Source organism: Streptomyces sp. NPDC001980 (assembly GCF_040296885.1).
Taxonomy (GTDB): domain Bacteria; phylum Actinomycetota; class Actinomycetes; order Streptomycetales; family Streptomycetaceae; genus Streptomyces.
This window is the reverse complement of record NZ_JBEOYD010000016.1, coordinates 33,989-60,382: the sequence shown is the minus strand read 5'-3', so window position 1 is coordinate 60,382 and position 26,394 is coordinate 33,989. Positions and strand designations below refer to the sequence as shown.

The window sequence follows — 26,394 nt, the reverse complement described above, 5'->3', positions numbered from 1 at the left end:
AACAAGGTCAGTTGACGAAGACGGCGGCGCCGTTGTCGCTGACCGGGGCGTACTTGGCGGTGAAGTAGCCGGCGGAGGGGCAGAGGATGGAGCCGGAGGACTTCGTGAACGCCTGGCTGCTGAAGGCGAGGCTGTTGTCGGTGTTGGAGCTCGTACCGGACAGGCTCGCGGCCTGGTAGACGCAGGTGATGCTGCCCAGGAGGGTGGTCAGCTTCACCGTGGTCTGGATGGTCGAGCCGCTCGGCGGGGTGACCGCGACCGTGCCGTCCGAGGAGACCGCGGTGGTGTACGGCAGGTTGTCGACCGTGATGCTGGAGACGCCGGTCACGCCGGTCACGTTGCTGGTGCAGCTGCTGAAGGTCTGCGCGGTGGCCGACTCGGTGGCGGTGCCGGAGGCGGCGGGGTTGTCGGTGACCGTCGCGGTGAAGGTCGAGGCCGCACAGGTGATGCCGCTGGTGCTGGTGGAGCTGGAGTAGAGGGTGGCGGTGGTGCCGCTGGCCAGCGACGCGGTGAGGGTGTCACCGACCGCGACGGCGGTGCCGCCGGCGCTGCCCGTGGTGAGCACGGCGCCGTCGGCCGAGGCCGGAACGGTGGCCGCGACCGAGAGGGCGACGACGGTACCGGCGAGGGCGAGAAGGGATCGCGTACGCATGCGGGTTGCCTCTTTCTTTGGGGGGTCTTGCGTGGGGTGAGGTGGGGGGTTCAGGGGGGCGCGAATGCAGCGCCGGCCGTTGCCGGCTCGTCACGCCTTCTCCGTACGTGACGGGCCGGCAACGGCAGCCAGGCCGGACACCGGCCGGAAGCCTGGGGGGGTTAGGCCTCCGACCGGGCCGGTCAAAGGCGTTCGGGCACGGTCCCTGGGGGGAAGCGACCGTGCCGACGCCGCTGAGCGGAGCGGTGATCGAAGAGGCCGGGAAGCGGTCGATGCCGCTCGGCGGATCCGGCGCCACGGATCCGAAGGAAACCAGGGAGAGTTGTAGACCTGATCACCCGTCAACGTCAAGGCTGATCAAGGGAGTTGGGAAATCGATCAAGGGAATGCATGGCCGGAACATAATTGACGCGAATTCAACACCCTTTTTTCACAACTGTCTTGACCCTGAAAAGTAACCGCCGGTAACTTGCGGCTTGGCTACTGCTGCGTAACGAGAAAGCCCTTGCGCCCGCCGGGAGTTGTGAGGAGGCGTGCGCGGCAGCCGCTGTCCGCGCCAGGACAACGTGCCACTGAAGCCCAACCCGCGTGACTAATGCATGGGAGCAGACATGGCCGAGTCCCCGGACGTTCCGTCCGCCGACAACACGCCGGAGAACCCGGGAAGCGGTTCTCTTTCCGAAACACCAGACACCACCGGGGAGACCGGAGGGGCACCGAGACGCGGACGGGTCCGGGCACGCCGGGCCGCCGTGATGGCCGTGCCGGCCACGCTGGGCCTCGCCGGCCTCGCGGTCCTGACCGCCCAGGGGGCGCTGGGGGTGTCGTTCTCCATCTCCGGCATGCCCTTCACGGTCACCGCCAAGTCGCTCGACGGCACCGGCTTCGAGCAGTTCGGCGCGCTCGACAGCATGGCCGACGGCAGCCCGAACGCCGGTGACACCGGCGGCCAGGTGCTGGTCGTCACCTCCGCGATCAAGAACGCGACCCTGGACAGCCTGTGCCAGAGCGTCGACCTCGGCGGCACCAACCTGCTCATCAAGGCGGGCAGCGGTTCGTCGAAGGTGCAGGCGACCAACCTGACCACCGACTCGACCGAGCTGTCGGGCGACGCGTCCTTCAACAACATCGAGATCGGCAACGACGCGAGCACCCTCACCAAGGCCGGGGTCAAGGGACCCATCGGCGTCTTCAGCCAGCAGGCCGACACCGTGCACATCGACAACCTGCGGCAGATCAACTACGCGACCACCGCTGGGGTGTTCAAGCTTCCCGGCCTGAAACTCAGCTTCAGCAGCTCGGGTTGCTGATGTCCGGCACAGACACTCCACATGAGGGGTGGCGGCCCGCCTTCCGCGGTTGGCGGGCCCGTCGGCCGTTCTTGGGCGGGCTGCTGCTGACCCTGGGCGGCACGTGGATCCTGCTCACGGAGAAGGCCTCGCTGAAGGTCGTCATCCATATCGGCATGCAGGGTCTGGTGGGCTATCTGCTGCCGGTGGTCATGGTGCTGTGCGGCCTGCTGACCCTCTTCAGCCCCGGGCAGCGCCTCTTCTACTCCATCCTCGGCGTCCTGTGCTCCCTGGGCTCATGGGTCACCTCCAACCTGGGCGGCTTCTTCGTCGGCCTGGCCCTCGGGGCCGTCGGCAGCTGCATGATCTTCGGCTGGCTGCCGGACCAGGAGCCGCGGGTGAGCCGGCGCAAGCGGCGCAAGGCCGCGCGGGCTGCCGCGCAGGGTTTCGGCGAGGGTGCGGAAGCGGTCTGACGTTCGCGAGAAGAGGCGGACCGGTGGGTTTCGGTCCGCCTCTTCTCGTGTGTGCTCTCGTGTGTGCGGGGAGTTTCGTTCGCCGCGCCCCTGTGGGGCGCACTCCTCCGAACAGGTGACTTGGGAACTTCTTTGCCGTTGTCGTGAGTTCATCGGGCAGCCGGACGGCGTGTGGCCGGCCGGGGTGTGCGTGACGAGTGCGGCGAAGGAGCGGCGGCTTCATGGTGTTCAAACGGCTGCTTGGGGCGATCGGCGTCGGTGGTCCTTCGGTGGACACCGTGCTGGACGGTGGCGTGGTGGTGCCCGGCGGGGTGTTGTCGGGACGGGTGTGGCTGAAGGGCGGCTCGGCGGCCGTGGACGTCGAGCACATCGGCCTCGAACTGCTCGCGCGCGTGGAGGCGGAGCACGAGGAGGGGGAGAGCGAGGGCGCGGTCGTCTTCGAGCGGTTCACCGTGGGCGGCGGCTTCCGGCTCGGGGCGGAGGAGGAGCGGGAGGTGCCGTTCGCCGTGCCGGTGCCGTGGGAGACACCGGTCACCGAGCTGTACGGCCAGCCGCTGGGCATCGTGCTCGGAGTGCGCACGGAGGTCGGGGTGGCCGGCGCCCGGGACAAGGGTGATCTCGACCCCCTCGCCGTCGGGCCGCTGCCCGTCCAGGAAGCGGTCCTGGAGGCCCTCGGCCGACTGGGTTTCGGCTTCCGCTCGGCGGATCTGGAGTACGGCCGGATCGGCGGCACCGGCCAGCGACTGCCGTTCTACCAGGAGGTCGAGCTCACCCCGGCGCCGCAGTACGCGCACGCGGTCACCGAGATCGAGCTGACCTTCCTCGCCTCCCCGGCGGGCCTGGAGGTGGTCCTGGAGGCGGACAAGCGCGGCGGCCTGTTCTCCGCCGGACACGACGCGCTGACCCGCTTCACGGTCCGCCACGAGGACGCCCCCACCCTCGACTGGAACGGCGAGGTCGACGGCTGGATCCGCCAGTTGATCGCCCACCGCGAGGCCTACGGCACCCACGCGGCGTACGGACACGGCGAGCACCGTGACGGGCACGGCGAGCACCATTACGAGCACGGGGAGCACCACGACGGCCACCACCGCTCCGGACCGGGCCTCGGCACGGCGGTCGCCGCGGGTGCGGCGGGCCTCGCCCTGGGCGTGGTCGGCGGAATGGTGGCGGCCGAGGTGGTCGACGAGATCGGTGACTTCTTCGAGGGGGACGAGGACTGACGCCGGGTCGGGGTCAGCTCGGGGAGACGGTCGGCTCGCCGGCCGTCCTGGGCTCCGGCTGCGCGGGGGCAGCGGCCGGCTCCGCCGCCATCTGTACCGACGTCGGCTCCACCGGCGCCGCAGCGGCCGTGTCGTCGGCCTTCATGGCCTTCGCCTCGCTCTTCAGGATGCGCATCGACTTGCCCAGGGCCCGGGCGGTGTCGGGCAGCTTCCGGGAACCGAAGAGCACGATGAAGACGATCGCGACGATCAACAGGTGCCAGGGTTCGAGTCCGTTGCGGAGCATGACCGCCCCCTCCCTTTCTCACGTTTGTTCGTGCCGACGGAGGGTGCTGCATGCGCCCCGGCCGGGCAGCGACGGTTGCTACATTGCGCAACTGTACAACCCGGAGCGGGAAACGCTCCCCGGACCCGGCTTGCAGTCGTCACCGCCGGTCGTGGCGTGCCCGCACCGCCCGCAGCGCGAGGGCGTACAGCCCCAGGACGGCGGCGAGCAGCACGTGGTAGGCGGGCGGCAGCCCGGTCATGCCCAGGGCCGCGCCCAGGGGGCCGGGCGGCAGCAGCAGGCCGACGGCGGCAAGGGCGGCGGCGGCGCGGCCGACGGGCCCGGGGCGGGTGCCACCGCGCAGCAGGAACATCACCAGGGCCTGGGTGAGCAGGTTCTCGGTGAACCAGGCGGAGTGGAAGACGGCCTGGTCGTCGAGGGCGTCGGGGCCGCGCAGGGCGAGCGCGAGGACGCCGAAGGTGGCGAGGTCGGCGAACGCGTTGAGCACACCGAAGCCGGTGATGAACCGCAGGAAGGCACGCGGTCGCAGCACCGTCGGGCGGCGCAGTGCCGCAGGTCCGGGGCGGTCGTGGGCGAAGGCGAGCTGGGCGGCGTCAAAGCAGAGGTTCTGGGCGAGCACCTGGACCGGGAGCATCGGCAGGAAGGGGAGGAGCAGGCCGGCGCAGAGCATCGCGATGACGTTGCCGAGGTTGGAGGAGAGCGTGACCCGTAGATAGGAGGCGATGTTGGCGCTGCTGTGCCGGCCCGTGGTGACGGCGTGCCCGATCGCGCCGAGGTCCTTCTCGGCGAGCACCACGTCGGCCGTCTCGCGGGCGAGGTCCACGGCGGTGCGGGGCGCGATCCCGACGTCGGCCGCGCGCAGGGCCGGGATGTCGTTGACGCCGTCCCCGAGGAACCCGACGGTGTGCCCGGCGGCACGGAGCCCGGCGACGATCCGGGCCTTGTCCTCGGGGGTACAGCGGGCGACGACGTCGGCACCGAGGTCGAGGGGATCACCGGCCACGGCCACCCGGTCCGCGGTCAGGCCGAGGTCCCGGCAGGCGCGGGCCGCGGTCGACGGGTGGTCGCCGGTGAGGACGCGGACGGTGACACCGAGGCCGGTGAGGGTGCGCAGGGCCTCGGCGGCGCCGGGGGCCAGAGCGTCGCGGAAGGTGACCAGCCCGCGGAAGGTGAGGCCCTGCTCGTCGGCGGCCGTGTAGGGGCGGGCGCGGGACGGGCGTCGCGCGGTGGCGACGCCGAGGACGCGCAGCCCGGCGCCGGCCTCGCGGGCGGCGAGGGCGAGGAGGCGCTCGCGTTCGGCGGGGTCGAGGTCGCAGCGGTCCAGTACGTCCTCGGCGGCGCCCTTGGTGACGAGGACATGGGTGCCGAGGGTGCCTGCGACGACGGCGGTGGCGGTGCGCCGCTCGGGGGCGAAGGGGACGGCGCCGACGCCGTCGTACTCCTCCCCCACCGGCCCGGCGGCCATGAGCAGGGCCTCGTCGAGGGCGTCGGGAGCGGGCAGTTCGGCGAGTTGCAGGCTCCACCAGGCGCCGACGGCCGCCCAGCGCAGCACCTCCGGGTCGTCGTCGCCGTCGGGCCCGAGGGCGCGTTCCACGACGGGCCGGTCCCGGGTGAGGGTGCCGGTCTTGTCGAGGCAGAGCACGTCGACCGCGCCCAGGTCGTGCAGCGCGGGCAGTCGTCGTACGACGACCTGGTGGGCGCGGGCCAGCAGGGCGGCGCCCCGGGCCAGGCAGGTGGTGACGATCACCGGGAGCATCTCGGGGGTGAGCCCGACGGCGACCGCGACCGCGAAGGGCAGTGTCTCAAGGCCGCGGCCGCGCAGGGCGGCGTTGGCCATGAGGACCAGCGGCGGGGTGAGCAGCATGAACCGGATGAGCACCCAGGAGATGCCGTGCACGGACCGGTCGAAGGCGCTCGCTTCACGACGCCCGCCCGCGATGCCCTGTGCGGCGGCGAACCGGGTCCGCTCCCCCGTCTCCACCACGACCGCCGTGGCGCTGCCCGAGGCGACCCCGCTGCCCTGGAAACAGAGGTACGGCTCCTGGAACGGTCCCGTGTCGGCCACGTCGGCCGCCCCGGTCGCGTCGGCGACGGCGGGCACGTCGACGGCCGCCTTGGCGACGGGCGCCGACTCGCCGGTGAGCACGGCCTGGTGCACGGTCAGCCCGCGGGCGCGCAGCAGTCGTACATCGGCCGGAACGAGGTCGCCCGGGCCGAGCCGGACGACGTCGCCCGGCACGAGCTCGGTGACCGGGACCTCCCGCGCCCGCGGCTCCGCGTCCGCGTCGGCGCGGCGCAGCACGGTGGCGGTGCCGGCGACGAGTTCGCGCAGGGCGGCCAGCGAGCGGTCGGCGCGGTGTTCGCCCGCGGCGCGCAGTCCGCAGCTGACCGCGACCAGCGCGAGGATCACGACGGCCGTGCCCCAGGAGGCGACGAGGGCGGAGACCAGGCCCAGGGTGAGAAGGACGGCGGTGAACGGGTCGCGCAGGGCACGGGCGCAGCGCAGCGGCCAGGAGGCGGTGTGCGGCAGCGCCGGGGCGTTCTCGCCGAGGTCGGCGAGCCGGGCCGCGGCCTCGGCCTCGGTCAGCCCGCGCGGTCCCGTGTCCAGTCGGCGCAGCACCTGCAGCGAGGTGGCGGCCTCGCCCTCAGAGGCCACGGAGCCGTCGGGGTGCCGGGAGCTCGGCGCCGGTGGTGCGGGCGGTGAGGCGGCCGACGAGCAGGCGTACGACGTCGACGACGTCGGGGTCGTCCACCAGGTACACTTGGCGGCGGCCCTCCCGGCGGGAGCGGACGAGGCCGGCGAGCTTCAGCTTGGTGAGGTGCTGGCTGACGGCGGGCAGCGCGCCGCCGACCCGCTCGGCGAGGCCCGTGACATCGCTCTCGCCCTGGGCCAGCGCCCAGACGATGTGCAGCCGGGCGGGCGAGGCGAGCAGCCCGAAGGCCGCGGCCGCCTCCGAGAGCACGTCCGCGGTGGGGTCCTCGTAGCCACTGCCTGGCACCGTCGCCACCCTCCTGGTCCTCCTGTCCACCGCGTCCTGACCACCGCGTCGAAGCGACCCGTCGTGGGTCGGAGGGACAGTTTAGGGCGCGGGAACTTATCGGCCGCCACGCAAGTTTCTACGGTGTTGTAGAAGTAATTTTTTGGCAAGCAGGCCTCTTACCGACCGAGGAGTGAGTGCGCATGGCCCTGTGGGACCGCATCAAGGATTCCGCGACGCAGATGCAGACCCAGCTCGTGGCGAAGAAGAACGACCTGAAGAGCGGTGCGTTCCGCGACGCGAGCATGGCGATGTGCGCGCTCGTGGCCGCCGCCGACGGCACCATCGACCCGGCCGAGCGCCAGCGGGTCGCCCAGCTCATCGCCACCAACGAGGTGCTGCAGAACTTCCCGGCGGACGACCTGCGCCGCCGCTTCGAGGAGAACCTGAACAAGCTGACCACCGACTTCGCCTTCGGCAAGGTGAGCGTCCTCCAGGAGGTCGCCAAGGCGAAGAAGAAGCCGGCCGAGGCGCGTGCCGTCATCCAGATCGGCATCGTGATCGGCGGCGCGGACGGCGACTTCGACAAGACCGAGCAGGCCGTGGTCCGCGAGGCGTGCTACACGCTGGACCTGCCGCCGCACGAGTTCGACCTCTGACCGGCGCCGGGGCCGGAGCCGGCGGGACGGGGCGGCTCACATCCGCCGGCTCGTGGCCCAGCAGAGCGCGGTGAGGGCCATGGCCACGGCGCAGGCCGCCGCGGCCGAGCCGTCCAGATAGGTACTGCCCAGGACCGCCACGCCCAGTGTCGCCCCCAGTTGCTGTACGGCGTTCAGCGCACCCGCCGCCGAGCCGACCTCCTGGGGGCGCAGGGGCCGCAGGGCCAGCGTGAAGAAGGCGGGGGTGAACAGGCCCGCGCCCAGGCCGACCAGGGCCAGTGCGGGCAGGAGCAGCCAGGGGAAGTGGGTGTTGGCGGCCGTGGTGGCGTACACCACCGCGGCGGCCGTCAGGCCCGTGAGCACGAGGGCCAGGCCGCAGGGCATCATGCGGCGCCGCGCACCGCGGCGGCCCGACAGCCATGACGACACCGCCAGGCCGACCGACCACGGCGTGAGGCTCAGGCCGGCCGCCAGAACGCCCTGGCCGGCCTGCAGTTGGAGCTGGAGGACGACCACGGTCAGCAGGCCGTTGGTCACCGCGAAGAACGCCATGGAGGTGGCGAGGGCCGGCGGGAAGCCGCGGTGGGTGAAGAGGGTCGGTTCCAGGAGGGGCGCGGCCGTGCGGCGCTGGTGCAGTGCGAAGGCGGTCAGGGCCAGCAGGCCGAGCGCCAGCAACGCCCAGTCGTGCGGCGGGAGCTCGGTGAGGTTCGTGCCGATCAGGGGGTAGACCAGCAGGCCCGTGCCGGTCGCCGCGAGGGCCGTGCCGGGCCAGTCGAGGGCGGGGCGGTGCGGGGCGCGGTTCTCCGGGAGTTTCGGGGCCAGGCCGAGGACAACGAGGGCCACGGGGACGTTCACCAGGAAGGCGGCCCGCCACGAGAGGCCGAACAGGTCGGCGTGGGTGAGGACGCCGCCGAGGACCGGACCGCAGACGGCCGCGAGGCCCATCACGGGGCCGATGCTGCCCAGCGCCCGGGACAGCTCGTCGCCCTCGAACATCGCCTTGATCAGCCCGATGGTCTGCGGGATGATCACGGCCGCCGCCGCGCCCTGCACCGCGCGGAAGGCGATCAGCAGACCCGCCGTCGGTGCGAGTGCGCAGGCGACGGAGGCCGCGGTGAAGAGCGTGACGCCGAGGACGAAGAGCCGGCGGCGGCCCGCGATGTCGCCGAGCCGTCCGCCGGTGATCAGCAGGACGGCGAACGGCAGGGTGTACGCCGTGCTGAACCACTGGACGTCGGAGACGGAGCCGCCGAGGCCGGCGTGCACGGCGGGGCCGGCGACCTGGACGATCGTCGCGTCCAGGAGGTTCATCGCCTCGGCGAGGAGCAGGGCGAGGAGGGCCGGCCGGCGCCGGCGGTAGGGGGGCGGGGTGGTGGGGGCGTGCGTGGATGCGGTTGTCATGGGGGCAGCGTGCGGTGCAGCGGGAAGGGGCCGACGGTTTCGGCTGCGAGGTCGCCGCTTTCTTCCATCGAACCCGGTGTTCATGACGGAATCACACGCGCTGAGCCGCGTTCATCGATCCTTCTCGGTGGCGACGGCGGTGGCGGAGAGGAGCGTCGCACCGGCGAGGCTGCCCCACAGGGCGCCTGGGCCGCGGGAGGCGAGAGCGGTGATGACCGCCGGGGAGACGGCCAGGCCGAAGCCCGTGGAGAGCTGGAAGCGGGCGAGGGCGCGTCCCAGGACATGGGCCGGTGCGAGGGCGGTGACGAGCGCGGTGGCGCTGCCGGCATAGACGATCTCGCCGATGGTGCAGACCACGGACACCGTGGCGACGGCCGCGGCACTCCAGCCGCGTCCCGGTGAGGTGGCCGCGAGGAAGCCCAGGTAGGACGCGGCGATCACCACGCCGGCAAGGGCCAGCACGGTCCGCCGGGAGAAGCGGGACAGCAGGACGGTGACCGGCACCTGCAGGGTGACCACCAGCACGGTGTTGGCCACGAAGATGGCTGCCGACCACACCGGGGACGCGTGCAGCTGTGTCACCAGGACCAGGGGGAGCGCGATTTCGGTGATGTTGAGGCAGAAGACGTAGACCACGTTGGCGGCCAGCAGTGCGCGCATCCGGGGTGCGGGCCCGTCGGCCCTGTCCTCGGCCGGAGCAGCGGCCGGATGCGTGTGCAGGTGGACCGACCATGCCAAGGCTGCCGCGGCGAGATAGGCGAGCCCGGTGACGGCAGCCAGCGCCCGCAACGCGGTGGTGCCGCCCGCCAGGCACGCGGTGGCGAGGAGGGCGCCCGCGCCCAGGCCGGCGTTGCGCAGGGCGCGGCCCGCCGCGAGAGCGGCGTCGCGTTCGCGGCCGTGGGAGACCGTGGCCACGAGGGCCGCATGGGCGGCCGGCCATGCCGAGTTGCCGATGCCGAGGAAGAGTGCCGCCGTCGCGAACAGCCGGACGTGCCCTGCCGGGGTGGCCAGCAGCAGCGCCACGCCCAGCACCCGTACCAGCATCGACGCTGCCACGACCGTGCTGCGTGCGCCCCGGTCCAGCCAACGGCCGACCGCGGGCATGCACGCCAGACCCACCACGACGCCGACCGTCATGGCGATGCCGGTGGCCGGCGCGGACAGCCTCAGCACCGTCACCCCGTAGAGCAGCAGAAAGGGCCGCAGCAAGCCGGTGCCGAGCGCGTCCACGGCCAGGGCGACGGCATAGCGCGGGCCTCCGGAGGCACGGACGAGGGCGCGCGGCCGGATCTTGGTGATGGTTGCCATGGCGTCAACGGTGCGTTCGGCCGCCGGGCCGACGATGCCGGTTGACGGACACCGTCAACCGACGCGGTCGTCGGCCGTCCGGCCAACGATGATGAGGGGATGACGTTGAGGATCGACATCGGCGGACTGCCGTCGGGGCGACTGCGGTTCGCCGCCTCCCCGCTGGCCGAGCTGACCGCGATGCTGCACGTGCTGGCCGAGCCCGGGCATCACCCGCAGTTCGCCGACTGGGCCGGGGACGTCTGGGCCGGGCTGCGGCCGGAGCTGGCCGAGCGGCTCAGGGAGGCGGAGTTCCTCTGGCGTTCCTCACGAGCCGACTTCCTGGTCCCCGCCCGTCCCCGGCCCACCCTCGCCGAGGAGTTGGACGATGTGGACCGGATCGACGACGAAACCTATGTGACCGCCGCGCTCATCACCACGTGCGGCAGCAACCGGGTCCACTTCGCCGCGCCGTCGCCGCTCGCCGACGCGACGGCGCGGGCGCGGGCCCTGGACCTGGCCCAGGCCCGCGGCGCGCTCCAGGAGGCCTTCGCGGAACGGCTGCTCGCGGACCCGGCCGCCGTGCGGGCACGGGTGCGGGACACCCTCGAACAGTGCGCCGAGGCCTTCTTCGACGCCGCCTGGACGAACGTCGCCGTACAGCTCGCCACCGACCTGCGCCTGAAGAACGACCTGCTGAAGCGCCAGGGCATCGGGGCGGCGCTGTCGTCGGTCTCCAGCGCCGTGACGCTGGCGCCGGACGGCGACTGCATCGTCGTGGACAAGCTGCAGGACAGTGCGACCGCCGCCCACGGTACCGGGGTCACCTTCCTCCCCAGCGTCTTCGGCCGCCCGCACCTGGTGGCGGTCTTTGCGCCCGGGTGGCAGCCGGTCCTGCAGTACCCCGTGGCCGAGCCGGGCCCGTCGGAGCCGGTATCGCTGGAAACGGTCACGCTACGGCTGGAGGCACTCGCGCATCCGGTACGGCTGCGGCTGCTGCGCACCCTGGCCCGCGGCCCGCACACCACCGGCGAGCTGGCCCACGCCTGGGAACTCTCACCCCCGGAGGTTTCCCGCCACCTCGCCGTCATGCGCCGCGCGGGCCTGCTCACGACCCGGCGGCACGGTCGTTACGTCCGTTACTCCCTCAATCTGCCCGATGTGACGGCGCTGGGGGCCGACCTGCTGGCGGCCGTACTGCGCTGAGCGGCTCCGGTCCGACACGCACCCCCGGTCAGGGCCGGCCGCTCAGACGTCGGCCAGCAGGGGCAGCAACTCCATCGCCGCCGTCACGTCTCCGGTGAGCGCGCGGTCCGCCATGTCCCCCGGCAGAGCCTGCGCCGCGATCCGGAAGGCGGGCACCGTCGGCTCCACCGGCGCCAGCCGCAACGCGCGTACCGCCGCGACCAGTTCGCAGGCCAGTACCACCGGGTAGGCCTCGGCCGCCCGTTCCGCCTGCTTCGCCGCCTGCCCCGCGAAGCTCGCCGCTTCCTCCAGGCCGTGGGCGAGGACGGTGTGCCCGGCCGATGCCGGGGACGCGCTCGAACGGAGCTCTGCCAGCGCCGAGTTGGCGGTGTACTCCAGGATCATCGTGCCGGAGCTGCTCGCCGGGCCCGCGGTCAGGAAGGCGGGCAGGCCGGTGAGGTCGGCACGGCTGAGGGCCTGGAGGCGGGCCGCGGAGAGCTGGGCGGTCTGGAGGAGCGCGAGATCGAGGCCGTCCAGGGCGAGGGCGAGCGGGGCCGCGAAGAAGCCGCCGTGGTGGTAGACGCCGCCGTCGGGGGCCAGGACCGGGTTCTCCGTGGGGCAGTTGATCTCCGTCTCGATGACGTGGCGGAGCCTGTCGGCGGCTTCCAGGGCCGCGCCGTGGACCTGCGGGAAGGCCCGGAAACCGTAGGGGTCCTGGATGCGGCGGCCGGTGGTGACCGGGTGGTCGGGGATCGCCAGGAGGCGTCGTACCTCCGCCGCCACCCGGGCCGGGCCGGGGTACGGGCGCAGGGCGTGCACCTCGGGGGCGTAGGCCTCCGGGGAGCCGGAGACGGCGGCCAGGGAGAGGGCGGCCACCGCGTGGGTGGCCCGGAGCAGCACGTCCAGGTCGTGGCAGGCCAGGGCGGCCCGGCCCAGGGCGAGGGCGTTGCTGCTGAGGAGGGCCAGCGAGTCGCCGGGGCGGAGGGTGACCGGGGCGGGCAGTTCGGCGTCGGGGGACGTCGTGAGCCAGGGGCGTTCACCGATCAGGGTGAGGCCGGTCTGGGCCAGGGCGGTGAGGTCGCCGGTGCCCACACCGCCGTACTCGTTGATCGCGGGGTGCACGCCGAGCCGGAGGGCCTCGGCCAGTGCCGTGACGAACGAGGGGTGGATGCCTGAGCCGGCGGCCAGCAGCTGGTTGGCCCGGACGGCGAGCAGCGCGCGGGCCCGACGGGCCGGCAGCAGCGGGCCGGCGCCGCCGGCGTGGCTGCGCAGCAGCCGCAGGGTGTGGCCGGTGGCGTCGGACGGGTCGACGGTGATGGAGCGGTGGGCGCCCACGCCGGTGCCGCGGCCGTACCAGTGCCCCTGTGCGGCGAGACGGTCGGCGGTCCCGTGGGCCGGGCGGACCCGGTCGAGCGCCCCGGGCGGTACGACGGGGCCGGCAACGGCGTCGGCGAGCCGGACGAGTCCGGTCAGGCCGAGGCCGTTGCCGTCGAGCACGACACGGTCCAAGGAAGGTCCAGGGAGGATCCGCGGCGGGTCGGACACGGGTCAGCTGCTGAGGCCGACCTTCTTCAGCCAGGCCTGGGCGACGTCCAGCGGGTCCTTGTTGTCCGTCTGCACCTGGGTGTCGAGGTCCAGCAGGGCCGCCGTGTCGAGCTTGGCGGAGACGGCGTTGAGGGCGTCGGTGGCCGTCTGGTTCAGGGCGCTCTTGTAGACCAGGGGCTGGACGTTCTCGAAGCCGAAGAGGTTCTCCGGGTCCTGGAGGACGACGAACTTCTCCTTGGTGATGGTCGGGTCCGTGCTGAAGATGTCGCCGGCCTGCACCGCGTTCTTCTTCAGGGCCGCCTGGGTGAGCGGGCCGCCCGCGTCGAGGGCCTTGAAGGACTTGAACTCCAGGCCGTACACGGACTTCAGGCCGACCAGGCCCTGCTGGCGGGTCTGGAACTCCGGCGAGGCGCCGATGACCAGGTCCTTGGCGAGGCTCTTGAGGTCGGCTATGGAGGACTTCTCGGTGAGGTTGTACTTGGCGGCGGTGGCCGCGTTGAGCGTCACCGTGTCCTTGTCCTGCGCGTCCGCCGGGTCGAGCAGCGTCAGCTTGGAGTCCAGCTTGGCCTCGATCGCCGAGGTGGTCTCCTCGACGGTCTTCGGGGCCGCCTTTGGGTCGAGGTAGGCGAGCAGGGCGCCGTTGTACTCGGGCAGGACCGAGATCGAACCGTTCTTGAGCAGACCGTAGGTGGTCTCGCGGCTGCCGATGTTCGACTTGTAAGCGACCTTGACGCCCTTGGCCTTGAGTGCTTCGCCGTAGATGTCGGCGATCAGGATGCTCTCGGCGAAGTTGTTGGAGCCGACGACAACGGTGTCCCCGCTCGCCTTGCTGTCCGACAGCGGGTCGGACTTGCTGTCGTCGGAAGAGGAACAGCCCGCCAGCAGGGCCGTCGTCGCGGCGAGCGCGACGGCCGCCACGCCTCGGTATGTCCGGATTGACCTGCTGGGAAGGGTGTTGGAAGTCACGGTTGCCGTTCCGGGAGCTGTGGGAAGGGTGGGGGTGTTGCGAACCACGTGGGAGGTGTTGCGCGCCACGGGGCTGTTGCGAACCACTCCGGACGATCCAATCCAGCCGGTTCTCTGTCAGTCAAGTGTCTCCGGGTCACCGATTGGCTTCAATCCGTGGCCAGTTGTGGACGGAGAGCGGTCTCTTTGTAACGGATTCTTGATAAAGAGCAAGCGGAATCGAGCTTCAAGAACGCTGTAGTCTCACGGCAGTTGATATCGGTCACAGCGGTGCACGGGGCCCGCTACTCGGTGTCGTTCCGCAACAGCTCGGGGTGAAGACGCCCCCCAGACCAGACACCCTCATGAAGGAGGCCCGGTGTCCACGAACCAGGTGGACGCGCCCGTCCGGCCCGCCCAGGCGCGGGGCGGGATACGGGGTTTCGCCGACCGTTGGCCCTTCCGGCGCAAGCTCAACCTGCTGGTCGGTGTACCGCTCGCCGTCATCGCCGTACTGCTGGCGTACGTCATCACCGACCTGGTGCAGCAGTCCACCAGCGCGGAGGACGCGGCGCAGACCGTCCGGGACAGCGCGCAGGTGGCACGCCTCGTGGACAAGGTCGAGGCGGAGCACCAGCAGGCGATCCTGCTCTCCGCGCGCTACGAGTCCGGCTACTCCACTCCCTCGGCGGCCGCCTACCGGGCGGCCCAGGACGCGGTGAACTCCCAGGTCGCGAAGGTACGTGACACCTTCGGCGACCGGCTGCCGGGCACCGAGGCGGACGCCCTGCGGCAGGTCGAGGGCCTGTCCAGCCTGCGGGACTCCGTCGAGGAGTCCTATCTGCCCGCCGACAACATCGACCCGGCCTACACCAACGCCTCCAACGACCTGATCGACGGCCTCGGCCTGGACCGCGACGCCAACCTCGCCTCCACCTTCACCGGCAACCTGCTGGACTCGCTGCTGCGCGCGGACGCCGCCCACGGCGCCTTCGAGACCAACGTGCTCGCGGCGACCACCGGGGACACCAACGCCCTGATCGAGTTCACCAACGCGGTCGGCGCCTACGACCTCTACCAGCACCAGGCCGACCGGTTCACCCGGTTCGCCACCGAGGGACAGGCCCGGCAGCTGGCCGACGTCGAGCACACCAAGGCGCAGAGCACCATCGCCGAGTCCTTCGCCGAGCTGCAGATCGACCCGACCAAGCTGCAGTCCGGCAACCAGGACCAGATCCGGCAGGCCGTCAAGGACGCGCTCACCGACTATCCGGCCTATCTCCAGCAGGCCACCGCCCGGCTGACCATCACCACCTCGCTCATCGGCCAGATCGCCGACCGGGCCGACGCCGCGGCCGACTCGGCCAAGTGGCGCGCGATCTACCTGCTGAACGGCTCGCTGCTCGGCTTCATCCTCTGGATCACCCTCGCGGCGCTGGTCCGCCGCTCGGTGATCCGCCCGGTGCAGGCCCTGACCGGCGTCGCGCACGAGGTCGCCGAGGTGGCCGGCCGGGAACTCGCCCGGGTCGCCGACGACGACGCCGAGGACTCCGGGCCGCCCCGGCTGCGGGACATACCGGTCACCGCCCGCGACGAGATCGGCGACCTGGCCGAGGCGTTCAACCAGGTGCAGGCCACGGCCGCGGCCCTGCTCGAACGCCAGGTGCTCAGCCGCCGCAACACCGCCGAGATGTTCGGCAACGTCGGCCGCCGCGTCAGCAACCTGACCACCCGCCAGCTCGCCTTCATCGACGCGGTGGAGCGGGCCGAGACCGACCCGGCCCTCCTCGAACGCCTCTACTCCATCGACCACATCGCCGTCCGCCTGCGCCGCAACGCCGACAGCCTGATGCTGCTGGCCGGCATCCGCGAGACCGTGCTGGCCGCGGGCCCGACCCCGGTGTCCAACGTGGTCCGGGCCGCGCTCGGCCAGATCGAGGGCTACCAGCGGGTACGGCTGTACGCCGGCACGGACGCCATGATCGAGCCGGACATCATCGGCGACCTCACGCTGATGGTGGCCGAACTGCTGGAGAACGCGGTGTCGTTCTCGCCTGCGGGCAGTCCCGTCGAGGTGACCGTCCGCTCCAGCGACGCGGGCGTGCACATCGTTGTCACCGACCACGGCCTCGGCATGAGCGCCGAGCGGCTGGCCGAGGAGAACGGCCGGCTGATCCGCCGTGAGCGTCTCGACCTGGTGCCGACCAAGGTGCTCGGCCTCTTCGTGGTGGGTGCGCTGGCCCGGCGCTGGGAGATCGGCGTCGAGCTGACCCGGACCCCGGGCGGCGGTGTCACCGCCGAAGTGACCCTGCCCTCCCGGCTGTTGCTGACGATGAGCGCGGTGGCGGACACCTCCGGCACCCCGCTCGCCACGGAAGCGAACGCACCGGCGGCAACGGCGATACCGGCGGCACCCGCGACTACGGCCGAGCCGACCGGCCCGACGCCCGCCGTCACGGTGCCGGCCTGGGCCGAGCCGGAGAGCCCGCTCCCCCGCCGGCTGCCGCGCCGCGATCCGGCCGCCGAGCCGACGGCACCGCAGGCCCCGCTCATCCCGGCCGCGCGCTCCGGCGAGCCCCCCGCGGACTCCGAGGCCGACGCCGACTCCGGCGACGGGCTCCGCCCGCTGCGCCGCCGGGTACGCGGCGCGACCCTCCGCACCACCGTCGGCGCCGCCCAGAGCCTCGCCCAGGCACCGCGCACCCGCGACGCCGAGGCCGAGCGGGACGCGTTGGACGAGTTCGAGGCGGCGGTGGAACGCGCCCGGCGCGAGGGCGACACCGGGAGCCACGAGCGGCCCGTGCCGCACATCGACCCCACGCACCCCCCGCAGGACCAGAACCACCTTCCGGAAGGAGCCGAGCAGTGAGCACGTCGACAGGTGACACCCCGACGGGCGGCGTCACGCCGACCGACCTGCAGGCGGCCGCAGCCGACTTCACCTGGCTGCTGAACCGCTTCGCCACCGAGACCGCAGGCGTGGTGGACGCGATCGCCGTGTCCTCCGACGGTCTGCTGATCGCGGTCTCGGAACTGCGTGAGCGCGCCCATTCCGAGCGACTGGCCGCGATCGTCTCCGGCATCACCAGCCTGGCCGCCGGTGCGTCCGGCAACTACGGCCTGGGCGGCCTCAACAAGGTCATCATCGACCTGGAGGGCGGCCATGTCATCGTCTCCGCCATCGGCAGCGGCGCCGTGCTCGGCGTGGTCGCCGACAAGGAGGCCAAGCTCGGCAACATCGCCTACGAGATGACGCTGTTCGCCAACCGCGCGGGGGCGGCGCTCAGTCCGCAGCTCGTCCTGGAACTGAAGAACAGCGTCGGCGTCCCACAGACGCGCTGACCGGCACCGCCGGTCGAGCAGCCGAGAAGGCCGAGAGAGGAAGACACAGCCATGGCGGACCCGCCTCCGGGCCCGGACCCGGTCGGCCCCGCCCCCGCCGTACGGCCGTTCCTGGTCACCGCCGGCCGGGTGGCGGACAGCGCCTCCGGACCGGCGATGCCCGTCGAGACCCAGGTGGTGGCCACCGCGGCCGGACTCGCCGTGCTGGACCGGCTCTCCTTCGAGCAGCACGACATCGTCGCCGCGTGCCGGATTCCGCAGTCGCTCGCGGAACTGGCGGCCCGGCTGCGGCTGCACCTGAACGTGGTCCGGGTGCTGGCCGAAGACCTGCGCGAGGCCGGGCAGCTGACGGTGCACGTGCCCGACTTCGAGGCCACCCACGACTCGTCCGTCCTGCGCAGGGTTATCGATGGCCTGCGGGCCATCCCCGACTCCCGAGGGGTACTCCGTGACACCGACTGACTCGCTGACCCGGGGCGCCGGGCGTACGGCCGTACGGCCGCCGCTGCCGGTGAAGATGGTCATCGCGGGCGGTTTCGGCGTGGGCAAGACCACCGCCGTCGGCTCGATCTCGGAGATCGAGCCATTGACCACCGAGGCGTCGATCACCGAGGTCGCGGCGGGTGTGGACGACCTCTCGCTCACCCCGCGCAAGACGACCACGACCGTGGCGATGGACTTCGGCTGCATCACCATCGACCCGACGCTGAAGCTCTATCTGTTCGGCACGCCCGGGCAGGAACGGTTCGGCTTCATGTGGGACGACATCGTGGAGGGCGCGCTCGGCGGGCTCGTCATCGTTGACACGCGTCGCCTGGACGACTGCTATGCCGCGGTCGACTACTTCGAGCACAAGGGGATTCCGTTCGCCGTCGCGATCAACGCGTTCGACGGCCGCGTCGAGCACACGCTGGACGAGGTGCGGTGGGCCCTGGACGTCGCTGAGGGGACGCCGCTGGTCGTCTTCGACGCCCGTGAACGGGGTTCTGTTCGGGATGCGCTGCTCGTCGTGCTGGAACTGGCGCTGGCGCGTAATGGGGGGTAGTGCGGTGGGTGGGGAACTGCGGGCCGGATGTGGCTGAGCGCGCAGTTCCCCGCGCCCCTGAGGGGCGCGTTATCCCCTCCGTACTCCGGGAGAAACCGTCAATCGGGCTATGGCCCAGAAAATCCCCAGCGTGGCCAGGGCCATCGCAGCCACCAGCGTGGCGCCGCCCACGACCTTCTCGTAGTTCTTCTGGTACAGGCCGTCGATGATGTAGCGGCCCAGGCCGCCCAGGCTGACGTACGCCGCGATCGTCGCCGTCGAGACGATCTGGATGGCCGCCGAGCGCAGGCCGCTGAGGATCAGCGGGAGGGCGACCGGGAGTTCGACCTGGAAGAGGACGCGCGCCTCCGGCATGCCCATGCCCCGCGCCGCGTCCACCGGGGACGGGTCGACCGAGCGCATCGCCTCGTACGTCGTGACCAGGATCGGCGGTACGGCGAGGATCACCAGCGGGATCATCACCGGCAGCATGCCGAAGCCGAGCCAGATGAACATCAGCACCAGCAGGCCGAAGCTGGGCAGCGCCCGGCCGGCCGTGGCGATCAGGGCGAGGGTGTTGCCGCCGCGCCCGTAGTGGCCGGTGATCAGACCGATCGGCAGGCCGATGACCGCCGCGTAGGCCAGCGCCTCCAGGGAGTACTGGATGTGCTCCCAGAGGCGGGTGGGGATGCCGTCGTAGCCGTGCCAGTGACTGCTGTCGCTGAAGAAGGCGTGGATGAAGTTGAGGACGTTCACCGAGTGCTCTCCTTCGGCATCCAGGGCGTCAGCACACGGCGTACGAGGACGAGGACGGCGTCGGCCAGGATGGCCAGCACGGCGGTGGTCACGACCGAGTTCACCGCCAGTTCGGGGCGGTGGTAGATGTTCGCGTCGTTGAGCAGGTTGCCGAGGGCGCCCTGGTTGCCGATCAGCATGCCGACGCTGACCAGGGAGATGCTGGAGACGGTGGCCACCCGCAGGCCCGCGATGATCGCGGGGACGGCGATCGGCAACTGCACCTGGAAGTAACGGCGTACGGGGCCGAGGCCCATCGCGGTGGCGGCGGCGAGGGTCTCGGCCGGGACCGAGCGGACGCCGTCCACGATCGCCGGGACCAGGACCACCAGGCTGTACACCGCGAGCGGGATCATCACCGTCGTCTCGGTCTGGCCCGTGTAGTCGATGAGGACGACGAAGAAGGCCAGGGAGGGGATGGCGTACAGGATCGTGGTCACGCCCAGCACCGGCGGGTACAGCCAGCGGAAGCGCACGCAGAGCTGGGCGATGGGCAGGGACACCAGCAGGCCGGCCAGAACCGGGATGAGGGCCTCGCGCAGGTGCAGGCCGATCAGTCCGAAGTAGGTGTTCTGGAGGTCGCTCGGGATGTCGAAGAAACCGCTCATCCCCCGACCTTCGCGTCGTCGCGGCCCTCGGCGTGCGCGGTGCGGATCGCGGCGCCGATGACCTGCTGGGAGACGACGCCGACCGCGCGTCCCTCGCCGTCCACGGCCACGGCCCAGCCGGTCGGCGAGAGGACGGAACCGTCGAGGGCGGCGCGCAGCGAGTCCCGGCCGGGGACGAAGGGCCGCCCGTACGGGACCAGTTGCTCCGGGCGGATCGACCCGGCGGTGAGGGCCCGCGGCTCGCCCCAGCCGAGCGGCCTGCCGTCCAGGTCCGTCACCAGGAGATAGGGGGCGTCGGCCGTGGCGCGGGCGCCGAGCCGGGTGGCGTCGGCGTCGATCGCGACGATCGGGGCGGTCTGCAGCTCCAGGGCCGCGGACGGGAAGAAGGACAGCCGCCGGATGCCCCGGTCGGCGCCGAGGAAGTCCTCGACGAAGGCGTCCGCGGGGTCGGTGAGCAGTTCGGCGGGCGGCGCGAACTGGGCGAGGTGGCCGCCGGTGCGCATCACGGCGACCATCGTGCCGAGCTTGATCGCCTCGTCGATGTCATGGGTGACGAAGACGATGGTCTTGCCCAACTCGCCCTGGATACGCAGAAGTTCGTCCTGGAGTCCCTTGCGGACCACGGGGTCGACGGCGGAGAACGGCTCGTCCATCAGCAGCACCGGCGGGTCGGCGGCGAGCGCCCTGGCCACTCCGACGCGCTGCTGCTGGCCGCCGGAGAGCTGGTACGGGTAGCGCTTGGCGAGCGCGGAGTCGAGCCCCACCCGCTCCATCAGCTCGGCCGCCCGGGACCGCGCCCGCTGCTTGCTCCAGCCGAGCAGCCGGGGCACGGTGGCGATGTTGTCGATGATGGTGCGGTGCTGGAAGAGACCGGCGTTCTGGATGACGTAACCCATCGACCGGCGCAGGGTGTTGACCGGCTGTGCCTGGATGTCGGCGCCGTCGAGGAGGATACGGCCCTCGCTGGGCTCCACCATCCGGTTGATCATCCGAAGGGTCGTCGTCTTGCCACAGCCCGAAGGGCCGACGAAGACGGTGATCGAGCGATCCGGTATCTCCAGGGAGAGCCGGTCGACGGCGACCGTACCGTCCGGGTACCGCTTGGTGACTGAATCTATCCGTATCAAAACGCCGAATACCCTTCGGGTTTGCCAGAAAGTGCCCAGTTATCGACCACGGTCGCCGTGGCGCAGGCAGTTGTGGACAGAGTTTAAACCGGAAGTGTTTCAGCACTTTGGCGACTGACTGATCCTCTTCAGTTTGTGACCTGACCGAGGCCCGCTGTGCGACACCTGTGAGTTCCCTGATTCTCATTCCTCGCTCAGTGAAGCCTCAGGACCGCCCCAGACAGCGCCCGGATCGTCATGGCCATGAACGAAACGAACGCGGGAGGCGTCCGGCGCCGGTCGGTCGAGATCGTGGTGCCGGTGTACAACGAGGCGCACGTCCTCGCCGGCAGCATCGGCCGTCTCCACGCATACCTCGAAGACTCCTTCCCGTTCCCGTTCCGCATCACGATCGCGGACAACGCGAGCACGGACGCCACCTGGACGGTGGCGACCGACCTGACCCTGCGCCTGCCGCACGTCCACGCACAGCGGCTGGAGCAGAAGGGCCGGGGCCGCGCCCTGAAGCACGTGTGGAGCCGGTCCACGGCCGACGTCGTCGCCTACATGGACGTCGACCTCTCGACCGGGCTGGAAGGCTTCCTGCCCCTGGTCGCGCCCCTCCTCTCCGGACACAGCGACCTCGCCGTCGGCAGCCGGCTGCACCCGCAGTCGGCGGTGGTGCGCGGCCCGAAGCGGGAGTTCATCTCGCGCTCCTACAACCTGCTCCTCAAGGCAGGCCTCGGCGCCCGCTTCTCCGACGCGCAGTGCGGCTTCAAGGCCGTGCGCACCGAGGTGTTCCGCGCTCTCGCCCCGCACATCGAGGACACCGCCTGGTTCTTCGACACCGAACTGCTCGTGCTCGCCCAGCGCAACGGGCTGCGCCTGCACGAGGTCCCGGTCGACTGGGTCGACGACCCCGACAGCCGGGTCGACATCGTCCGTACCGCCGTCGACGACCTCAAGGGCATGGCCCGCATGTTCCGGGCCACCGTCACCGGCCGCACCCGCATCCACGCCGTACCCCGCCGCACCACCGTCCCCCAGAACGTCACGGCCCTGCCCGCCGGGGCAGCCACCGCCGTCGAGCCCATGGAGTACGCGTCATGACGACCCTCGCCCCACCGCCCGCCCCGGTCCAGGACGGCCGGCACCGGGCCGCCGCCCCGCCGGTCTCCCGCGCCAGAAGGCTCTTCCTGGGCGCCCCCGAGGACCCGCGCTGGGCCCGCCCGGCCCTGTGGGCGATCCTGCTCCTGGCCACGGCCCTGTACGCCTGGAACCTCACCTCCGTCACCGGCAACACCTTCTACGACGCGGCGGTCTACTCCGGCACCAAGAGCTGGAAGGCGTTCTTCTTCGGCGCCCTGGACGCCGGCAGCTTCATCACCGTCGACAAACCTCCCTTCGCCCTGTGGGTGATGGGACTGTCCGCCCGTGTCTTCGGGTACGGCTCCTGGCAGTTGCTGCTGCCGATGGTCGCCGTCGGCGTCGGCTCGGTGGCGCTGCTGTACCGGCTGGTGAAGCGGGACTTCGGGGTCGTGGCGGCCACGATCGCCGCCCTCGTCCTCACCCTCACGCCGATCACCGTCGCCATCAACCGCGACACCAACCCCGACCCCGTCCTGGTCTTCCTGATGCTGCTCGGCGCGGCCGCGCTGCTGAAGGCCGTGCGAACGGGCAGGCTGCTGCCCCTGGTCTGGTCTGCGGTCGCGATCGGCTTCGCGTTCAACACCAAGATGATGCAGGCGTACGTCGTGCTGCCCGCGTTCTTCCTGGTCTATCTGTGGGCCGCGGACGCGTCGTTGGGCAGGCGCATCCGCAATCTCGCCGTCTCCACGGCCGCGTTGGTCGTCAGCAGCGCCTGGTGGATGGTGATCGTCGACCTGATCCCGGCCTCCTCGCGGCCCTACATCGGCGGCTCCACCGACAACACGGTCTGGGACCTGGTCATCGGCTACAACGGCTTCGGCCGGATCTTCGGGGCGAGTTCCTCTGTGGGCTCGGCCGGCAACGGCGCCAGCTTCGGCGGCAGTTCGGGCCTGTACCGGATGTTCAACGACATCATGGGCGGCCAGATCTCCTGGCTGATCCCGTTCGCCGCGATCGCCCTCGTCGGCGGCCTGGTGCTGCGCGGCCGGGCGCCGCGCACCGACGCCAGGCGGGCCGCGCTGATGCTGTGGGGCGGCTGGTTCGTCCTGCACTTCCTGACCTTCTCCCTCGCCGAGGGCACCTTCCACCCGTACTACGTCACCGCCATGGCGCCGGGGATCGCCGCCCTGGCCGGCGCGGGCGGGGTCATGCTCCACAAGGCCTTCCGGGACGGCTCGGCGGCGAAGTGGGGCTGGGTGCTTCCGGCGGCCGTGGCCGCCAGCGCCGTCTGGGCGGTCGTCCTGCTCCAGCGGGTCTCCGGTTCCGGCGCGGTGTACACGGTCGCCGAGGCGGTGGTCGCGCTGGGCGGTGCGGTGGCGGTGGCCGGGCTGGTGGTCGGGCGGTTCATGAAGCGGCAGCGGCTGCTGGGCCTCGCGGCGGTGGCGGCGGTCGTCGCCCTGCTGGCCGGCCCGGCCGCCTACTCCGTCTCGGCCGCCACGACCGCGAGCAGCAACGGCACCAACCCGACGGCCGGGCCGAACACCGGCGGCGGTATGGGCGGCGGCGGTGGCCAGCGCCCGAGCGGGAGCGCGCCGAGCGGGAGCAAGAGCGGTACCGCCCCGAGCGGTTCCGGCAGCTCCGGCGGGCAGTCCATGGGGCAGCCGCCGACCGGGACGGGAAGCACCGGCACCGGCACCGGCACCGGAACCGGCACCGGAACCGGCTCCAGCACAGACTCCGGCAGCCAGTCGCAGTCCGGCCGGACCGCCGGGGGCATGGGCGGCGGCAGCCAGGTCAGCTCCGCGATGATCGCGTACCTGAAGAAGCACCAGGACGGCGCCACCTGGCTGGTCGCGGTGGCCACCGACCAGACCGCGTCCTCGATCATCCTGGAGTCCGGCCGGCCCGTCATCTCGATGGGCGGCTGGTCCGGCAGCGACAACGCGATGACCCTCGCCAAGCTCAAGAGCCTGGTGAAGGCCGGCAAGCTGCACTACGTCGTCGTCAGCAGCGACGGCGGCCAGGGCACGAACTCGGAGATCGCGACCTGGGTGAAGAAGCACGGCACTGCCGTGAGCGCGTACAGCGGCCTGTACCGCCTGGACGCCTCCGACGTGGGCTGAGCCCCTCTCTCCCCCCGGAGCGGGTGGGCCGCCGGTGTTCCCTGCCGGCGGCCCACCCGCTCCGACTTTGCATCGAGATATCGTGGTGTGTCGGAGTGATCGACGAGAACGGTGGCACATGGCGGCGACGGCGGAACTGGACCCGGACGGCCTGATCGAGGTGTTCAAGGCCCTCGGCAACCCGGCCCGGCTGCAGATCATGCAGTGGCTGAAGGATCCCGACACGCACTTCGCCGCGTACGAGCCGATCGCGGACCGCCGGTCGGTCGGCGTGTGCGTCATGCACATCCAGGCCAAGTCCGGACTCTCCCAGTCGACGGTCTCCGGCTACATGAGCACCCTCGAACGGGCCGGGCTCGTGCACCCCACCCGGGTGGGCAAGTTCACCCACTACCGGCGCGACGAGGAGCGGCTGGCACAGCTGGCGGAGGCGATCGGCACCACCCTCTGATCGACACCCCAGACCTCCGATCGGCACCTCAGATTGACGCATCGCAATATGTCGATATGATCTCCTCATGTCGACCTCCGATGCTGCCGATGCCGCGCCCGTCGCCCTGATCGTGCACGCTCACCCCGAGCCCCGCTCGTTCAACACCGCCCAGATGACCACCGCCGCCCGGGTCCTGCGCGAAGCCGGGTACCGGGTCGACGTCCTCGACCTCTACGCCGACGGCTGGGCCCCGGTCCTCGGCCGCGAGGAGTTCGCACCGGTGGACGGTCCGTTCAAGCCGCAGGCCGAACAGATGCGGGCAGTTGCGGAGGGGACGCTCGACGCGGCCGTCCGGGACCATCTCGACCGGCTGCTCGCCGCCGACCTGCTCGTGCTGTCGTTCCCGCTGTGGTGGTTCTCGCTGCCCGCCGTCCTCAAGGGCTGGATCGACCGGGTCTTCGTGATGGGCGAGGTCTTCGGCGGGAAGCACGGGCTCTTCGACGACGGGGCCCTCGCCGGAAAGCGCGCGGTACTGCTGCTCACGACCGGCGGGTCCGGCGAGGCGTTCCGGCCCGGCGGCGCCTTCGGCGCGCTGGACGACTTCCTGTTCCACATCCGCCGCGGGATGCTGGAGTTCGTCGGCTTCCAGGTCCTCGATCCGGTGGTCACCCACGCACCGGCCCGCATGACCGACCAGGAGCGAACGGCGGCCCTGGACGCGGCCGGAGAGTCCGTCGCACGCATCGCGGCGGAGCTCCCCTCCCCCGTCCGCTGAACCGCCGGGGCCCGTCAGGCTGCCGCCGGCTGCTCCCCCGCGACCGGGAAGCCCGCCGTCCGCAGCACCTGCCGGCCGGCGTCCACGGCGAACACCTCGCAGCCCGGGCGGGCAGCGGCCCACCCGACGCCCTCGGCGCCCATCGCGAACGCGGCCGTGGCCACGGAGTCCGCCTCGGTCAGCGAGGGGGCGACGACCGTCAGGCTGAGCAGGCCGGTCGCCGGGCGCCCGGTCCTGCCGTCGATGATGTGGTCGCCGCGCTCGTAGCGGGCGGAGGTGGCAACCGCCCCGTCGGTGAGTTCGAGGACCGTGCACAGCCGGTCGGCGTGCTCGGGGTGCCGTACCCCCACCCGCCAGGGCCCGCCGGCGGCGACCACGTCACCGCCGGCGTTCAGCACGAACCGGCGTGCCCCGGCCGCCGACAGCAGGTCCGCCGCCCGCTGCACCGACCAGCCCTTGACCACCGCGCACGGGTCAAGGCCCCGCCCCGGCAGCCGTACGTCGAACGCGCCCCCGGTCGCCAGCCGGTACTCCTCGCACAGCGCGAGCACCTCGGCGAGGTCCGGGCTCACCTCGGACGCGGTGATCTCCCCGCGGTCGAGCCGGGAGACCTCGCTGTCCGGCCGGAAGGGGCTGAACCGCTCGTCGACGGCGCGCAGCCAGGCGAAGACGGCGTCGGCGGCCTCCTCGAAGTCCCCCTCGCCGTCCGTCCGCAGGGACACGGGGAAGCCCATGACGTGTTCGACCCGCCGCATCCGCTCAGCCCTTCGCGTCGATCGCGGCCTGGAGGGACTCCTTGTAGGCGTCACTGGTGATCGTCGCCCCGGACACGGTGTCCACGTCCGCGCTCTGTGCCTTCAGTGTCTCCGACACCAGCACCGGCACGGCGGCCGCCGTCTGCGGATGGTTCGGCTGCTGGAGCATCGTCACCGCGGAGATCCTGTCTCCGGAGAAGGTCACCTGGACCTGCACGGGGCCCTTGTCCGTGTTGACGGTGGTGCCCTTGACGACGGTCCCGGCCGCGCCCGAGGCGGTGGTCGAGGTCGCCGACGGCGCGGGGGCGGGCTCGGCGGTGGAGGTCGTCGTACCGCCGATGGACGGCTCGTAGCGCCAGACGGGGACCAGGCCCGCGATGCTCAGGACGACGACAGGAATGGCTCGCTTCACGGTGTCTCT

At 71.8% G+C, this 26,394-nt stretch carries 26 protein-coding genes; 13 read left to right on the top strand and 13 right to left on the bottom strand.

Translation table 11 applies throughout. From position 1 onward, the window contains the following. Positions 1-7: 7 nt before the first annotated feature. A complete protein-coding gene (locus tag ABT137_RS24565) occupies positions 8-652 on the bottom strand; it encodes a Tat pathway signal sequence domain protein (RefSeq protein ID WP_351712324.1) in 645 nt (214 codons plus the stop codon). Between the two features lie 611 nt (positions 653-1,263). On the opposite strand from ABT137_RS24565, the gene ABT137_RS24560 reads away from it, so the two are divergent. The 3 genes from ABT137_RS24560 (at position 1,264) to ABT137_RS24550 (ending at position 3,637) form a co-directional block, all read left to right on the top strand. Next, complete coding sequence (locus ABT137_RS24560) at positions 1,264-1,962, top strand: DUF6230 family protein (protein WP_351712322.1); 699 nt, start codon at positions 1,264-1,266, stop codon at positions 1,960-1,962. Beyond that, positions 1,962-2,414 (top strand): DUF6114 domain-containing protein, encoded by a 453-nt coding sequence (locus tag ABT137_RS24555; RefSeq protein WP_351712320.1) that lies wholly within the window; start codon positions 1,962-1,964, stop codon positions 2,412-2,414. The genes ABT137_RS24560 and ABT137_RS24555 overlap by 1 nt, the downstream gene beginning before the upstream one ends. A gap of 221 nt (positions 2,415-2,635) precedes the next feature. After that, the gene (locus ABT137_RS24550; protein ID WP_351712318.1) at positions 2,636-3,637 is read left to right on the top strand and encodes a sporulation protein; all 1,002 of its coding nucleotides are present in this window, start codon (positions 2,636-2,638) and stop codon (positions 3,635-3,637) included. Between the two features lie 13 nt (positions 3,638-3,650). On the opposite strand, the gene tatA is transcribed toward ABT137_RS24550, so the two are convergent. The 3 genes from tatA to ABT137_RS24535 all read right to left on the bottom strand — a co-directional run bounded on the left by tatA (position 3,651) and on the right by ABT137_RS24535 (position 6,931). Next, positions 3,651-3,923 (bottom strand): Sec-independent protein translocase subunit TatA, encoded by a 273-nt coding sequence (gene tatA, locus ABT137_RS24545; protein WP_351712316.1) that lies wholly within the window; start codon positions 3,921-3,923, stop codon positions 3,651-3,653. 139 nt (positions 3,924-4,062) lie between these two features. Further along, positions 4,063-6,579, bottom strand: coding sequence for a magnesium-translocating P-type ATPase (gene mgtA / locus ABT137_RS24540; RefSeq protein WP_351712314.1), 2,517 nt, complete (start codon positions 6,577-6,579; stop codon positions 4,063-4,065). Then, positions 6,569-6,931, bottom strand: a complete 363-nt coding sequence (locus ABT137_RS24535) for an ArsR/SmtB family transcription factor (protein WP_351712312.1) — start codon at positions 6,929-6,931, stop codon at positions 6,569-6,571. Before ABT137_RS24535 ends, mgtA begins: the two co-directional genes overlap by 11 nt. A 173-nt stretch (positions 6,932-7,104) precedes the next feature. On the opposite strand from ABT137_RS24535, the gene ABT137_RS24530 reads away from it, so the two are divergent. Continuing rightward, positions 7,105-7,560, top strand: coding sequence for a tellurite resistance TerB family protein (locus ABT137_RS24530; RefSeq protein ID WP_132890095.1), 456 nt, complete (start codon positions 7,105-7,107; stop codon positions 7,558-7,560). Positions 7,561-7,596: 36 nt separating this feature from the next. Here ABT137_RS24530 and ABT137_RS24525 read toward each other — a convergent pair whose 3' ends face one another. Next, positions 7,597-8,961, bottom strand: a complete 1,365-nt coding sequence (locus ABT137_RS24525; RefSeq protein ID WP_351712310.1) for an MFS transporter — start codon at positions 8,959-8,961, stop codon at positions 7,597-7,599. 111 nt (positions 8,962-9,072) lie between these two features. Further along, complete coding sequence (locus ABT137_RS24520) at positions 9,073-10,269, bottom strand: MFS transporter (protein WP_351712308.1); 1,197 nt, start codon at positions 10,267-10,269, stop codon at positions 9,073-9,075. A 99-nt stretch (positions 10,270-10,368) separates the two neighbouring features. Between ABT137_RS24520 and ABT137_RS24515 the strand changes: the two genes are divergently transcribed. Then, entirely contained in the window at positions 10,369-11,454 is a 1,086-nt protein-coding gene (locus ABT137_RS24515; protein ID WP_351712306.1) for a DUF5937 family protein, read from the top strand. A 42-nt stretch (positions 11,455-11,496) separates the two neighbouring features. Here the strand turns inward: ABT137_RS24515 and ABT137_RS24510 are convergent, their stop codons facing one another. After that, the gene (locus tag ABT137_RS24510; protein WP_351712304.1) at positions 11,497-12,942 is read right to left on the bottom strand and encodes an aromatic amino acid lyase; all 1,446 of its coding nucleotides are present in this window, start codon (positions 12,940-12,942) and stop codon (positions 11,497-11,499) included. A 39-nt stretch (positions 12,943-12,981) separates the two neighbouring features. Continuing rightward, the gene (locus ABT137_RS24505) at positions 12,982-13,944 is read right to left on the bottom strand and encodes an ABC transporter substrate-binding protein (protein WP_351712302.1); all 963 of its coding nucleotides are present in this window, start codon (positions 13,942-13,944) and stop codon (positions 12,982-12,984) included. Between the two features lie 358 nt (positions 13,945-14,302). On the opposite strand from ABT137_RS24505, the gene ABT137_RS24500 reads away from it, so the two are divergent. From ABT137_RS24500 to ABT137_RS24485, 4 genes are read left to right on the top strand one after another with little or no spacing between them, the layout of a single operon-like run. Then, positions 14,303-16,792 carry a sensor histidine kinase gene (locus ABT137_RS24500; RefSeq protein WP_351712300.1) on the top strand — a complete coding sequence of 830 codons (2,490 nt, stop codon included), beginning with the start codon at positions 14,303-14,305 and terminating at the stop codon, positions 16,790-16,792. Continuing rightward, a complete protein-coding gene (locus ABT137_RS24495; RefSeq protein WP_351712298.1) occupies positions 16,789-17,265 on the top strand; it encodes a roadblock/LC7 domain-containing protein in 477 nt (158 codons plus the stop codon). The genes ABT137_RS24500 and ABT137_RS24495 overlap by 4 nt, the downstream gene beginning before the upstream one ends. A 51-nt stretch (positions 17,266-17,316) precedes the next feature. After that, positions 17,317-17,727: a DUF742 domain-containing protein gene (locus tag ABT137_RS24490; protein WP_351712296.1), complete on the top strand. Its 411-nt coding sequence runs from the start codon at positions 17,317-17,319 to the stop codon at positions 17,725-17,727. After that, the gene (locus ABT137_RS24485) at positions 17,714-18,310 is read left to right on the top strand and encodes a GTP-binding protein (protein ID WP_351712294.1); all 597 of its coding nucleotides are present in this window, start codon (positions 17,714-17,716) and stop codon (positions 18,308-18,310) included. The genes ABT137_RS24490 and ABT137_RS24485 overlap by 14 nt, the downstream gene beginning before the upstream one ends. Positions 18,311-18,379: 69 nt before the next feature. Here ABT137_RS24485 and ABT137_RS24480 read toward each other — a convergent pair whose 3' ends face one another. The 3 genes from ABT137_RS24480 to ABT137_RS24470 are packed head-to-tail and all read right to left on the bottom strand — an operon-like array spanning position 18,380 to position 20,819. After that, on the bottom strand, positions 18,380-19,045 hold the full coding sequence (locus tag ABT137_RS24480; RefSeq protein WP_351712292.1) for an ABC transporter permease: 666 nt from the start codon (positions 19,043-19,045) through the stop codon (positions 18,380-18,382). Further along, the gene (locus ABT137_RS24475; RefSeq protein ID WP_351497229.1) at positions 19,042-19,692 is read right to left on the bottom strand and encodes an ABC transporter permease; all 651 of its coding nucleotides are present in this window, start codon (positions 19,690-19,692) and stop codon (positions 19,042-19,044) included. The genes ABT137_RS24480 and ABT137_RS24475 overlap by 4 nt, the downstream gene beginning before the upstream one ends. Then, on the bottom strand, positions 19,689-20,819 hold the full coding sequence (locus ABT137_RS24470) for an ABC transporter ATP-binding protein (RefSeq protein ID WP_351712290.1): 1,131 nt from the start codon (positions 20,817-20,819) through the stop codon (positions 19,689-19,691). Before ABT137_RS24470 ends, ABT137_RS24475 begins: the two co-directional genes overlap by 4 nt. A 243-nt stretch (positions 20,820-21,062) precedes the next feature. On the opposite strand from ABT137_RS24470, the gene ABT137_RS24465 reads away from it, so the two are divergent. The 4 genes from ABT137_RS24465 to ABT137_RS24450 all read left to right on the top strand — a co-directional run bounded on the left by ABT137_RS24465 (position 21,063) and on the right by ABT137_RS24450 (position 25,218). Beyond that, positions 21,063-21,908 carry a dolichyl-phosphate beta-glucosyltransferase gene (locus tag ABT137_RS24465; RefSeq protein WP_351712288.1) on the top strand — a complete coding sequence of 282 codons (846 nt, stop codon included), beginning with the start codon at positions 21,063-21,065 and terminating at the stop codon, positions 21,906-21,908. Next, complete coding sequence (locus tag ABT137_RS24460; protein ID WP_351712286.1) at positions 21,905-24,010, top strand: ArnT family glycosyltransferase; 2,106 nt, start codon at positions 21,905-21,907, stop codon at positions 24,008-24,010. Before ABT137_RS24465 ends, ABT137_RS24460 begins: the two co-directional genes overlap by 4 nt. 118 nt (positions 24,011-24,128) lie before the next feature. Next, a complete protein-coding gene (locus tag ABT137_RS24455; protein ID WP_351712284.1) occupies positions 24,129-24,461 on the top strand; it encodes an ArsR/SmtB family transcription factor in 333 nt (110 codons plus the stop codon). A 67-nt stretch (positions 24,462-24,528) separates the two neighbouring features. Continuing rightward, positions 24,529-25,218, top strand: coding sequence for an NAD(P)H-dependent oxidoreductase (locus ABT137_RS24450; RefSeq protein WP_351712282.1), 690 nt, complete (start codon positions 24,529-24,531; stop codon positions 25,216-25,218). A 14-nt stretch (positions 25,219-25,232) separates the two neighbouring features. Here the strand turns inward: ABT137_RS24450 and ABT137_RS24445 are convergent, their stop codons facing one another. After that, positions 25,233-25,973, bottom strand: a complete 741-nt coding sequence (locus tag ABT137_RS24445; RefSeq protein ID WP_351712280.1) for an FAD:protein FMN transferase — start codon at positions 25,971-25,973, stop codon at positions 25,233-25,235. Between the two features lie 4 nt (positions 25,974-25,977). Continuing rightward, positions 25,978-26,385, bottom strand: a complete 408-nt coding sequence (locus ABT137_RS24440) for an FMN-binding protein (protein ID WP_351712278.1) — start codon at positions 26,383-26,385, stop codon at positions 25,978-25,980. Positions 26,386-26,394: the final 9 nt, after the last annotated feature.

What these genes read in the sequence shown, in the direction of transcription:
- ABT137_RS24565 (WP_351712324.1), bottom strand. Translation starts at nt 652, where the DNA reads ATGCGTACGCGATCCCTTCTCGCCCTCGCCGGTACCGTCGTCGCCCTC.
- ABT137_RS24560 (WP_351712322.1), top strand. Translation starts at nt 1,264, where the DNA reads ATGGCCGAGTCCCCGGACGTTCCGTCCGCCGACAACACGCCGGAGAAC.
- ABT137_RS24555 (WP_351712320.1), top strand. Translation starts at nt 1,962, where the DNA reads ATGTCCGGCACAGACACTCCACATGAGGGGTGGCGGCCCGCCTTCCGC.
- ABT137_RS24550 (WP_351712318.1), top strand. Translation starts at nt 2,636, where the DNA reads ATGGTGTTCAAACGGCTGCTTGGGGCGATCGGCGTCGGTGGTCCTTCG.
- tatA (WP_351712316.1), bottom strand. Translation starts at nt 3,923, where the DNA reads ATGCTCCGCAACGGACTCGAACCCTGGCACCTGTTGATCGTCGCGATC.
- ABT137_RS24530 (WP_132890095.1), top strand. Translation starts at nt 7,105, where the DNA reads ATGGCCCTGTGGGACCGCATCAAGGATTCCGCGACGCAGATGCAGACC.
- ABT137_RS24525 (WP_351712310.1), bottom strand. Translation starts at nt 8,961, where the DNA reads ATGACAACCGCATCCACGCACGCCCCCACCACCCCGCCCCCCTACCGC.
- ABT137_RS24520 (WP_351712308.1), bottom strand. Translation starts at nt 10,269, where the DNA reads ATGGCAACCATCACCAAGATCCGGCCGCGCGCCCTCGTCCGTGCCTCC.
- ABT137_RS24515 (WP_351712306.1), top strand. Translation starts at nt 10,369, where the DNA reads ATGACGTTGAGGATCGACATCGGCGGACTGCCGTCGGGGCGACTGCGG.
- ABT137_RS24490 (WP_351712296.1), top strand. Translation starts at nt 17,317, where the DNA reads ATGGCGGACCCGCCTCCGGGCCCGGACCCGGTCGGCCCCGCCCCCGCC.
- ABT137_RS24475 (WP_351497229.1), bottom strand. Translation starts at nt 19,692, where the DNA reads ATGAGCGGTTTCTTCGACATCCCGAGCGACCTCCAGAACACCTACTTC.
- ABT137_RS24465 (WP_351712288.1), top strand. Translation starts at nt 21,063, where the DNA reads ATGAACGAAACGAACGCGGGAGGCGTCCGGCGCCGGTCGGTCGAGATC.
- ABT137_RS24460 (WP_351712286.1), top strand. Translation starts at nt 21,905, where the DNA reads ATGACGACCCTCGCCCCACCGCCCGCCCCGGTCCAGGACGGCCGGCAC.
- ABT137_RS24455 (WP_351712284.1), top strand. Translation starts at nt 24,129, where the DNA reads ATGGCGGCGACGGCGGAACTGGACCCGGACGGCCTGATCGAGGTGTTC.
- ABT137_RS24450 (WP_351712282.1), top strand. Translation starts at nt 24,529, where the DNA reads ATGTCGACCTCCGATGCTGCCGATGCCGCGCCCGTCGCCCTGATCGTG.
- ABT137_RS24445 (WP_351712280.1), bottom strand. Translation starts at nt 25,973, where the DNA reads ATGCGGCGGGTCGAACACGTCATGGGCTTCCCCGTGTCCCTGCGGACG.